The organism is Streptomyces sp. NPDC054961, assembly GCF_053609145.1.
Genome location: NZ_JBSGWY010000002.1, coordinates 345,705 through 355,725 on the forward strand (window position 1 = coordinate 345,705; position 10,021 = coordinate 355,725).

Annotated in this window: 11 protein-coding genes; 6 read left to right on the top strand and 5 right to left on the bottom strand. The window is 72.8% G+C overall.

What is annotated here, in order from left to right; translation table 11 throughout:
* Positions 1-48: 48 nt before the first annotated feature.
* Both ACWF9Z_RS03790 and mshA read right to left on the bottom strand, forming a co-directional pair.
* Complete coding sequence (locus tag ACWF9Z_RS03790; RefSeq protein WP_356657674.1) at positions 49-558, bottom strand: type III secretion system chaperone family protein; 510 nt, start codon at positions 556-558, stop codon at positions 49-51.
* Positions 551-1,942, bottom strand: a complete 1,392-nt coding sequence (mshA, locus tag ACWF9Z_RS03795; protein ID WP_453597071.1) for a D-inositol-3-phosphate glycosyltransferase — start codon at positions 1,940-1,942, stop codon at positions 551-553. The genes ACWF9Z_RS03790 and mshA overlap by 8 nt, the downstream gene beginning before the upstream one ends.
* A gap of 164 nt (positions 1,943-2,106) precedes the next feature.
* On the opposite strand from mshA, the gene ACWF9Z_RS03800 reads away from it, so the two are divergent.
* From ACWF9Z_RS03800 to ACWF9Z_RS03810, 3 genes are all read left to right on the top strand, one after another.
* Positions 2,107-2,916, top strand: a complete 810-nt coding sequence (locus ACWF9Z_RS03800) for a class I SAM-dependent methyltransferase (RefSeq protein ID WP_453597073.1) — start codon at positions 2,107-2,109, stop codon at positions 2,914-2,916.
* Between the two features lie 159 nt (positions 2,917-3,075).
* A complete protein-coding gene (locus ACWF9Z_RS03805; RefSeq protein ID WP_453597075.1) occupies positions 3,076-4,125 on the top strand; it encodes an NlpC/P60 family protein in 1,050 nt (349 codons plus the stop codon).
* A gap of 441 nt (positions 4,126-4,566) precedes the next feature.
* Complete coding sequence (locus ACWF9Z_RS03810; protein WP_453597077.1) at positions 4,567-5,844, top strand: PP2C family protein-serine/threonine phosphatase; 1,278 nt, start codon at positions 4,567-4,569, stop codon at positions 5,842-5,844.
* Between the two features lie 83 nt (positions 5,845-5,927).
* Here ACWF9Z_RS03810 and ACWF9Z_RS03815 read toward each other — a convergent pair whose 3' ends face one another.
* From ACWF9Z_RS03815 to ACWF9Z_RS03825, 3 genes are all read right to left on the bottom strand, one after another.
* Positions 5,928-6,269 (bottom strand): DUF2516 family protein, encoded by a 342-nt coding sequence (locus ACWF9Z_RS03815; RefSeq protein ID WP_453597079.1) that lies wholly within the window; start codon positions 6,267-6,269, stop codon positions 5,928-5,930.
* Between the two features lie 124 nt (positions 6,270-6,393).
* A complete protein-coding gene (locus tag ACWF9Z_RS03820; protein ID WP_453597080.1) occupies positions 6,394-6,954 on the bottom strand; it encodes a hypothetical protein in 561 nt (186 codons plus the stop codon).
* Between the two features lie 25 nt (positions 6,955-6,979).
* Positions 6,980-7,483: a helix-turn-helix domain-containing protein gene (locus ACWF9Z_RS03825; protein ID WP_453597082.1), complete on the bottom strand. Its 504-nt coding sequence runs from the start codon at positions 7,481-7,483 to the stop codon at positions 6,980-6,982.
* A 398-nt stretch (positions 7,484-7,881) separates the two neighbouring features.
* Between ACWF9Z_RS03825 and ACWF9Z_RS03830 the strand changes: the two genes are divergently transcribed.
* The 3 genes from ACWF9Z_RS03830 (at position 7,882) to ACWF9Z_RS03840 (ending at position 9,888) form a co-directional block, all read left to right on the top strand.
* Positions 7,882-8,292, top strand: coding sequence for a hypothetical protein (locus ACWF9Z_RS03830; RefSeq protein WP_453597084.1), 411 nt, complete (start codon positions 7,882-7,884; stop codon positions 8,290-8,292).
* A gap of 103 nt (positions 8,293-8,395) precedes the next feature.
* A complete protein-coding gene (locus ACWF9Z_RS03835) occupies positions 8,396-9,415 on the top strand; it encodes a sigma-70 family RNA polymerase sigma factor (protein WP_453597086.1) in 1,020 nt (339 codons plus the stop codon).
* Between the two features lie 107 nt (positions 9,416-9,522).
* Entirely contained in the window at positions 9,523-9,888 is a 366-nt protein-coding gene (locus ACWF9Z_RS03840) for a hypothetical protein (protein WP_453597088.1), read from the top strand.
* Positions 9,889-10,021 lie beyond the last annotated feature (133 nt).

The following is a 10,021-nucleotide window of genomic DNA, read 5'->3' on the forward strand; positions in this document are numbered from 1 at the left end:
CGGGTCCCCCGCGGACCCGGTCGGCACGGCCGTGTCAGCGGGGCCGCGTCAGGACGGCTGCGTCAGGTGCTTGAACGCGTCGAGGTTCCGGGTGGACTCGCCGCGCGAGACCCGCCATTCGTACTCCCGCCGGATCGCGCTCGCGAAGCCCAGTTCCAGCAGCGTGTTGAACGCGCCGTCCGCCGCCTCCAGGACCGTGCCGAGCAGGCGGTCCAGGTCGTCCGGGGTGATCACGGCGAGGGGGAGCCGGGCCGTCAGGTAGACGTCGCCGAGCGCGTCGACCGCGTAGGCCATGCCGTAGAGCTTGAGGTTGCGCTCCAGCAGCCAGCGGTGGACGGCCGCTTCGTTCTCGTCGGGGTGGCGGATCACGAAGGCGTTGACCGACAGGGAGTGCTTGCCGGCCTTGAGCGAGCAGGTGGTGCTCAGCTTGCGGGTGCCGGGGAGCTGGACGACGTACGTGCCCGGCGACGGGCTCTCCCAGCCCAGCTCCGCGCCGGTGAGGACCGCCTCGATGATCTCGGCGGTGCTCGCGTCGGTCCTGCCCTGGGCGTCAGCCATGGTGGGAGCGTACGCGACGGCGGTGGTCGTGCATCGCCGCGGTGTACACGTCCGCGGTGCCGCTCGCCGCGGTGTCCCAGCCGAAGAACTGCGCGTGCCGGGCGGCCGCCGCGCCCATCCGCTGCGAGAGGGCCGGGTCGTCCACGAAGCGCCGTAGCTCGCGGGCGTAGTCCACGGGATCGTGCCCGGGTACGAGGAGGCCCGTCACCCCGTCGTTGACGGCGACCGGCAGCCCGCCGACGGCGGCCGCCAGCACCGGGGTGCCGGTGGCCTGGGCCTCTATGGCGACGAGCCCGAAGGACTCGCTGTACGAGGGCATGACCAGCACGGAAGCCGCCCGGAACCAGTCCGCGAGCGCGTCCTGCGCCACCGGCGGGTGGAAGTGCACGAGGTCGGCGATGCCGAGCGTCGCGGCCAGCTTCTGCAGCCCCTCCGGCTTCGCGAGCCCGCTGCCGCTGGGCCCGCCGACGACGGGTACGAACAGCCGGGAGCGCAGCGCGGGATCGCGGTCCACCATCTCCGCGACGGCCCGCAGCAGGACGTCGGGGGCCTTGAGCGGCTGGATGCGGCCCGCGAAGAGGGGGATGACGGCGTCCTGCGGCAGCCCGAGGCGGGCGCGGGCGGCGGCCCGGCCGTCGGCGACGGCGAAGCGGTCGAGGTTCACGCCGGGGTGGACGACGGCGACCTTGGCGGGGTCGGCCTCGTAGTGGATGACGAGCTCGTCGGCTTCCTCGGCGGTGTTCGCGATGAGGCGGTCGGCGGCGACGACGATCTGCGTCTCGCCGATGACGCGGGCGGCGGGCTCGGGGGTGTCGCCCTCGGCGAGCGCCGCGTTCTTGACCTTGGCCATGGTGTGCATGGCGTGCACGAGCGGGACGCCCCAGCGCTCGGCGGCGAGCCAGCCGACGTGGCCGGAGAGCCAGTAGTGGGAGTGGACGAGGTCGTAGTACCCGGGGCGGTGGCCGGCCCAGGCCTGCATGACGCCGTGGGTGAAGGCGCACAGCTGGGCCGGCAGCTCCTCCTTGGCGAGGCCCTCGTACGGGCCGGCGTCCACGTGCCGTACGAGGACTCCGGGCGCGAGCTCGACCACGGGCGGCAGGCCGCCGGTGGTGGCCCGGGTGAAGATCTCGACCTCGATGTTGATCGCGGCGAGGCGCTTGGCGAGTTCGACGATGTACACGTTCATGCCGCCGGCGTCGCCGGTGCCGGGCTGGTGCAGCGGCGAGGTGTGGACACTGAGCATGGCGACGCGGCGCGGCTTGCGGTGGCCCCCGACGGCGGGCATGCGCAGGCGCGGCGGGTCGTAGCGGGTGGCGGAGCGGCCCGCGGCCGCGGCGATCCGGCCGCCGATGCTGCCGCCGAGGCGGGACACGTACTGGCTCAAGGGAGCAGTTCCTCTCGCTCGGACGGCATGGCTCGGGGAGCGACGTCGGCGCTCTTCTAGGAGTGCAACCCGGATGGCCGCGTCCCGCATTCCGGGGGCGGGAGCTTTCCTGCGCTGTTTGCCGGATTTTTATCGGGGGAGAGTCCTCCGCCTACTCTCTGCACATGGCCTCCCGCTCCGCCCCTCCCCCACGTCGCCCCGTCGGCACGGTGACCCGCGGGACGACGAACCCGAACCGCTTGCGCCGGATGGACCGCTGGATCGCGGCGACGCACGGGGCGGCCCTGCGGCACGCGGACGCCCCCGTGGCGGTGGACCTCGGCTACGGAGCGGCGCCCTGGACGGCGGTGGAGCTGCTGGCGCGGCTGCGGGAGGCGGCTCCGGCGGTACGGGTGGTCGGCATCGAGATCGAACCGGCGCGGGTCGCGGGCGCGAAGCCCTACGAGCGGGAGGGCCTGAGCTTCCGGCACGGCGGCTTCGAGGTGCCGCTGGAGGGCGGGGTCCGGCCGACGCTGATCCGCGCGGCGAACGTGCTGCGCCAGTACGACGAGGAGCAGGTCGCGGAGGTCTGGGAGCGGCTGTGCTCCCGGCTGTCCCCGGACGGGCTGCTGGTGGAGGGGACCTGCGACGAGATCGGGCGGCGGCACGTGTGGGTCGCGCTGGGTCCCGAGGGGGCGCGCACGGTGACCTTCGCGACCCGGCTGGGATCCCTGGAACGCCCCTCGGACCTGGCGGAGCGGCTGCCGAAGGCCCTGATCCACCGCAACGTCCCGGGCGAGCCGGTGCACGCGTTCCTGCGGGACTTCGACCGGGCGTGGGCGGCCGCGGCGCCCTACGCCTCGTACGGGGCGCGGCAGCGCTGGATCCGGACGGCGCGGGCCCTGGCCGCCCACTGGCCGCTGGCGGACGGGCCGGTGCGGTGGCGCCAGGGGGAACTGACGGTGCGGTGGGACGCGTTGAGTCCCGTGGGATGAGGGCGCCGGCGGGGAAACCCGTGGTGGTGGGGGCCTTGGGGGCCGCGGGGACGGTTCGGGTCAATATCCACAAGGGTGTTGGAATTCGCCTACTCGTGGCACCATCCCGAAGGCAATGACAAGTTACTGACGAATAGTCATTTGGTGCCTGGGGGAACCATGGGGACACGACGGCGGGGTTCGATCGCCCTGACACTGCTGTGCGCGATGGCACTGCTGGGCGCGCCCGGCTTCGGGGCCGGCACCGCGTTCGCGGCGCCCGAGCCCTCGGCGGGCAAGTCCCTGGAGCAGGTCCGCAAGGAGATAGAGGACCTCTACCGCGAGGCCGGGACCGCCACGGACGCGTACAACCTGGCGGAGAGCGAGACCAGGACCCAGTCCGCGAAGATCGTCCAGATCGCCAACCAGGTCGTCGCCGGCAAGGAGCGGATCACGGGCCTCAAGAGCCGCGCGGGCGCGGCCGCCCGCGCCCAGTACCGGTCGGGAGGACTGCCGCCGGGCACGCAGCTGGCCATGAGCAACAACCCGTCGCAGTTCCTGGACGGGGCGGACCGGCTGCGCCAGGGCGAGAAGGCGACCTCGGACCTGCTCTCCGAACTGAACCGGACCCAGAGCGACTTGCAGCAGTACGCGAAGGACGCGAGCGCGCAGTGGGAGCTGCTGGAGGCCAACCGGCTCAAGCAGGAGGGCGCGAAGAAGCAGGTAGAGGAGAAGATCAAGGCCGCGGAGGAGCTGGAGAGCAAGCTGGAGGCCGAGCAGAAGGCCAAGCTGCTGCAGCTGGAGCAGGAAGCGCAGTACAAGGCGCAGACGGCGTGGCTGTCGACGGGCGCGCTGAAGGACTCCACGGGCTCGACGTCCTCGGAGGCCGGCAGGAGGGCCGTGCAGTTCGCGACGGCGCAGATCGGCAAGGCGTACGTGTGGGGCGCGGAGGGACCGGACACCTTCGACTGTTCCGGCCTGACCTCCCAGGCCTGGCGGGCGGCGGGCAGGACGATCCCGCGCACCTCCCAGGAGCAGCTGCGGCTGACGAAGGTCGCGATCAAGGACATGCGTCCGGGCGACCTGATCATCTACTTCGACGACGCGAGTCACGTCGGGCTGTACATCGGGGACGGCGCGATCGTCCACGCCCCGCGTCCAGGCCGCAACGTCACCCTGGCGGGCGCGGGCTCGATGCCCATCAAGGCCGTGGTCCGGCCGGACGCGTAGGCGGGGGGGGCGGACGGGGCGGAGGCGGACGGGCGGCGGCGGACTGGGGCGGAGGCGGACGGGGCGCGGGCCCGGCTCCGGGCTCCGGGCTCCGGGCTCCGGGCTCCGGGCTCCGGGCTCCGGGCTCCGGGCTCCGGGCTCCGGGCTCCGGGCTCCGGGCTCCGGGCTCCGGGCGGAATTATTTGCTCCGGATTCGGGCGGAATTGCTCGTTCCGGATCTGCCGGCGGCCCGTGGGACCCGCCCGGCCGGGCCGACATCTCGTGGGGCGGGACACCGCGCCGCACCGCCGTGACGTTCGTCATCGCCGACGCGGACTTTCCCCCGCGATAACGGCATATGACAGAGCCACCCACCGGGTCCGGCATTCCGCTCGCACCACCTGCCCGCTAGGGTCGCCCGGACGAGCGCCACCCCCGAGGGTCGGGAAGGAACCGGAGACGATGCCCGCATCCGTACCCCCGCCCGCCCCCGTACCCCGGCAGAGGGACGTCCTGACCGCCGAGACCGGCTCGGGGAGCCTGTCCGGCCAGGCCTCGCTCACCCTCCTGGTGATCGAGGACGACCCGGCCGGCGGCCTCACCGTCCCCGAGATACTCGACGCCGACGGCCACCGCGTCCGGCTGCGCACCGCCCGCAACCTCACCGAGGCCGCCCGCCTGCTCACGCCCGACGTGAACTGCGTGCTGCTCGACCTCGCGCTCCCCCACGGCCCCGCCGGGCCGGCCGGCTCCGCGGCCGCGGACGATCCGCTCGCCGCCCTGCGCCACGTGCTCCGCATCGCCCCCCGGCACGCCGTCCTCGTCATGACCTCCGAGGGGGACGCGGAGCGTGCCGCCGACGCGGTGCGCGTGGGCGCCCAGGACTTCCTGTTCCGCGATGAGCTCGACGGGCGGCTGCTCAGCCGCGCCATCCGCTACGCGGTGGAGAGAAAACGGGCGGACATCGCCCAGTACAAGCTTGCAGAATCGAAACTGCGGGCCCAGGAGAACGCCCGCCTGGAGCGCGGCCTGCTCCCGCACCCGCTCCTGGAGGGTTCCGACCTCCGTTTCGCCGCGCGCTACCGCCCCGGCCGCAGCCGCGCGCTCCTCGGCGGGGACTTCTACGACACCGTCCGCACCCCCGACGGCACCGTCCACGCGATGATCGGCGACGTCTGCGGCCACGGCCCGGACGAGGCCGCCCTCGGCGTCGAGCTGCGCATCGCCTGGCGCGCGCTGACCCTGGCCGGGCTGTGCGGCGACGATCTGCTGGCCACCCTCCAGGAGGTCCTCGAGGTCGAGCGCCCCTGCGAGGAGATCTTCGCGACCCTCTGCACGGTGGACATCTCCCCGGACGGACGGCGCGCGGGCCTGTGCCTGGCGGGCCATCCGGCGCCGCTGATCTCCCGGCCGGGCCGCCCGGCGCGGCTCCTCCCGTACGAGAACAACGGCCCGGCGCTCGGTCTGCTGCCCCGGGCCCGCTGGCCCCGCCGCCAGGTGGAGCTGGGCGGCACGTGGAGCCTGATGCTGTACACCGACGGCCTGATCGAGGGCCGGATCGGCGCCGGGCGGGAACGCCTCGGTCAGGACGGCATGGTCGAGATGATCAACCGGCATCTGAACGCGGGGCTGAGCGGTGAGGGCCTGCTGGAGGCCGCGGTCACCGAGGCCCGCCGCCTCAACGGCGGGGAACTGACCGACGACGTCGCCGTCGTCCTGCTCTCGCGCGACGAGAGCTGAGCCCGCGCGGACCGCGCCGGCCCCCGGCGGGCCGACGACCGCCCCCTACCGGCTGCCGGCTACCCGCTTCTCCCCGCTGCCCGCTACCGGCCGCCGTTGTAGGGCCCGTACGGTCCGTCGCTGCTGCTGCCGCCGCTGCGCCGGCCGCCACCGCCCGAGACCTGCTTGAGCGCGGGGCGCACGTCGACGAAGAAGACGATGCTGGCGACCAGACCGGCGATCTGCAGGAAGAGCATCCCGAGGAAGAAGTCCACGAGCACCGTGACGCCGAGGATGACCAGCCAGAAGGTCTTGGTCTGCTTGTCGGCCGCGCGATACGCGTCCTCGCGGGCCAGCAGCGCGACCACGAAGGCCGCGACGGCGAGCCCGAGCATGGCGTACCCGAGGAGCGGGATCACTCCGTTGTCGAACCCGTTCATCAACATCGCCTGACCGCCTTCTCACGCCTGTACACCGGGATGCCGTCCATTTCCAAGCTACCGGCAGAGCCGCCTTCGCAAACACCAACGGACCGGACGCCCCTCAGGTGCCCGGTCCGTCGCGTCGTACTCAGCTTTCGTCGGCCGTGACCGGGGCTTCCTTCTTGGACGGAGCCTTGCGCGCGGAGGCCTTCCTCGGCGCCGGCTTCTCCTCGGAGGCGGCCTCCACCGGCTCGGGCGCGGCCTTCGTCCCGGACTCCGGCTCGACGACGACCGCGATGTCGACGATCTCCTCGGAGACCTCGCCGCGCCAGGACCGTACGGCCTGCTCACCGTGCTCGGCGACCTTGTCGTAGGCCTCCTTGGCCTTGACCGCGTACTCGGCGGCCACGCCGACCCCGCGCAGGGCCAGGTCCTGGGCGGTCTCGCCGAGCTTCTTCGCGTCGATCGCCCCGAACACCTCGGCGACCTTGGCGCTGACCGCCTCCTGGGCCTCCTTGGCCTTGTCCTGGACGGCCTTCGGGTCGGTGTTCCGCACGGCCTCGATGCGCGCGGGGGCCTCGGCGCGCAGCTGCTCGATCAGTCCGGGCACCTTCTTCGCCTGCTGCACGGCGAGGTCCGCGGTGCCGGCGGCGAAGTAGAGGGGGGTCGGGTCGGTGAGGGTCTTCTTCAGGTCATCGGCGATGGCCATGTGCTGGTCCTCCCGGATCACAGTCTCAGTTCGTGTGGTGCGTCTGGGCATCGGCATCGGCGTCGGCGTCGGCGTCGGCTCCACTGTCGGCGGCGACGGAGCCCCCGGAGCTGTCGGAGCCTTCGGAACCGTCGGAGCCCCCCGAGCTGTCGGAGCCGTCGGCTCGCGCCCGCGCCTCCGCCTCGGCGGCGTTCTCCTTGCGGAAGGACTCGTAGATCTGGAGCAGCACCTGCTTCTGCTGCTCGTCGATCGACGGATCGGCGAGGATCGCGGCCCTCGTCTCGACCTCGTCCCGGTCCCGTTCGTCCAGGATTCCGGCCTGCACGTACAGCGTCTCGGCGGAGATCCGCAGCGCCTTGGCGAGCTGCTGGAGGATGTCCGCACTCGGTTTGCGCAGCCCGCGCTCGATCTGGCTGAGGTAGGGGTTCGACACCCCGGCCGCGTCGGCCAGCTGTCGCAGCGAAAGCTGCGCCTGCCGGCGCTGCTCACGCAGATATGCGCCGAGATTTCCGACGTTGAGCGATGCCATGCCCCGATCCTGCCGCACCTTGCTAACTATTGCAAGCAGGTGCTTGCAATAGCTCGCGGGTCGCGGAGCTGTGACTCGCGGCGATAAGTGACACTTCGTATGGATTCTGTCACCGATCGTCCGTGAGCGCCGAGCGGTGCGGAGAGGCGGGACACCGTGGTGGGGCCTGGGCTTGACCGGTGGCACCGCATCTTGGTGGCTGACGCCGAAGCCTCACCCTGTCCATGATCGCGATCATTACCAGAGCCCGTAATTCCCCAGGTCCTGGCCGTGCGAGTCACTAGGTTGGTGTGCGTGGAGACATGGGGGCAGAGGTATCGGTATGGAGGTCCGGCCGAGCTGAAGGAGCTCGTCCGCGGCGAGGACCTGCCGCAGGAGTGGAACGTCGGGGAGCCCGGGTGACTGGTCAGACCGCGAAGATCGCATCGCCTTGCGGGTGCGGCAGCATGGCGGTGCGGCAGGTGAACCAGTTCATCCTCCGCGATGAGTTGTGGTGGGATTCGGAGTTCTCTTGCGGGTCCTGTGGCATCTACCTGTGCGAAGACGCTGGTCCGGGACCAGCACCTGATGACGTTCGGGAGGCCCTCCTCGCCGCGCACGGGTCCGTCAGGCTGCGGTTGGTCGGTTCGCTTCCCAGCCTCGTCCCGGCCTTGAAGGTCTTCCGGGAGGTCACAGCAGCCTCGCTGTCGGGGGCGCGCCAACTGGTCGGGGAACTGAGCCACGATGGTCTGGTGGGGACGTTGTCGGAGATGGAGTTCCTGAAGGCGCGGCTGCAGATGTGCGGAGTTCCGGTCGACCTCGACCGGTAACCGTCCCTGGGGGACCGGGCCGGGGCACTCCGGCACCGGCATCGATCTTGAGCTTGTGCTGTGGCCCGCATTCGGGCACGTGGGGAAGTGGGGGGAAGCGGACGTGGGGGACACGGGGGCGGGCGGGGCGTCGGTCGAGGAGCTCGAGGGGTACCGGGGGGAGTTGACCGGGTACTGCTACCGGATGCTGGGGTCGCACGCCGAGGCCGAGGACGCCGTGCAGGAGGCAATGGTCCGGGCCTGGCGGAGCATCGACCGCTTCGAGGGCCGGTCCGCGGTGCGGACGTGGCTGTACCGGATCGCCACCCGGGTGTGTCTGGACGCCCTCGCCTCGGGCAAGCGGCGGGCGCTGCCGATGGACCTGTCCGGTCCGAGCGAGGGCGGTACGGCGCCGGCACCCCCGCAGGACGCCGCCCTGTGGGTGGAGCCCTGTCCCGACGGTGATCCGGAGGCGGCCGCGACGGCGGGCGAGTCGGTGCGGCTGGCGTTCGTCGCCGCGCTGCAGCACCTGCCGCCCCGGCAGCGGGCCACGCTGATCCTGCGCGACGTCCTGGGATTCTCGGCGCGGGAAGTCGCCGACCTGCACGGCTCCACCGTCGCCTCGGCCAACAGCGCGCTGCAACGGGCCCGGGCCACGCTGGCCGACCGCCACCGCGCGACGGACGGGCCGGCCACCGGACCGGCCACCGGACCGGCATCGGCCGTCCGGCCGGCCGACGACGGCGTCCGGCGGGTGCTGGCCGAGCGGTACGCCACGGCCTTCTCCCGCTACGACATGGAGGAGCTGAACATGCTCCTGCACGTGGACGCCACGCTGTGCCTGCCCCCGTACGCGCAGTGGATGCGCGGCGTCCCCGACATCCAGGCGTGGCTCACCGGCCCCGCGATCGGCTGCCGCGGCTCGCGCCTGGTCCCGACCGCGGCGAACGGCGCCCCCGCCTTCGGCCAGTACCGCCCCCACCCGGACGGCGCCGGCTACGTGCCGTGGGCCCTTCACGTCCTCGCGTTCTCCGGCGACCGGATCAGCGGCATCGCGGCCTTCCGTGACACCGGGCGCCTCTTCCCGCGCTTCGGCCTGCCGGACCGGCTGGGCGAGGACGCCCGTCCCGGCGCCCGCGCCTGAGCACGTGGACCCGCTCCCGGGCACGTGGACCCGCTCCCGGTAACCGGAGCGCGGCCTGAGTATCCGTGCGGATGGTGCGGGCCGGTTCCCAGGGGCATGATCGCCGCGTGACCGACTCCTCGACACCGACGCCGAAGAACTGGCGCACGCCCGTCGTGCTCCTGTGCGTGACGGCCCTGCTCCTGCTGCCCCCGGTGCTCTTCTGGTACCACAGCGCGCAGAACGCCCTCGCGAACAAGAGCGGATCCGACTGGAGGGGCAACCACCGGACGAAGCAGGGCCTCGAGCACGCCGCCCTGCTGATCGGCGGCGTGCCCTCCCTCGGGGCCCTGATCGGCTGGGCCTGCGGCAGCGCGAAGGGCCGCCCCGGGACCTGGACGGCGGGCGGGGCGCTCCTGGGCACCCTGGCCCTGTGGATCGTCATCTTCGTCGCCGTGTGCGTCTCGCTCAGCAACACGAAATTCTCCGTCTGAGCCGCGGCACGCGGAAGGCGGGCGCCGCGGGGGGGGGGGCGCCCCCCGCCCCCCCCCCGCCCGGCCCCCCCGCGCGGCGTCCCCCCGCGCGGGGTTAGACGCCCCGGGCCCCCCCCCCCCCGGCCCGCCCCCC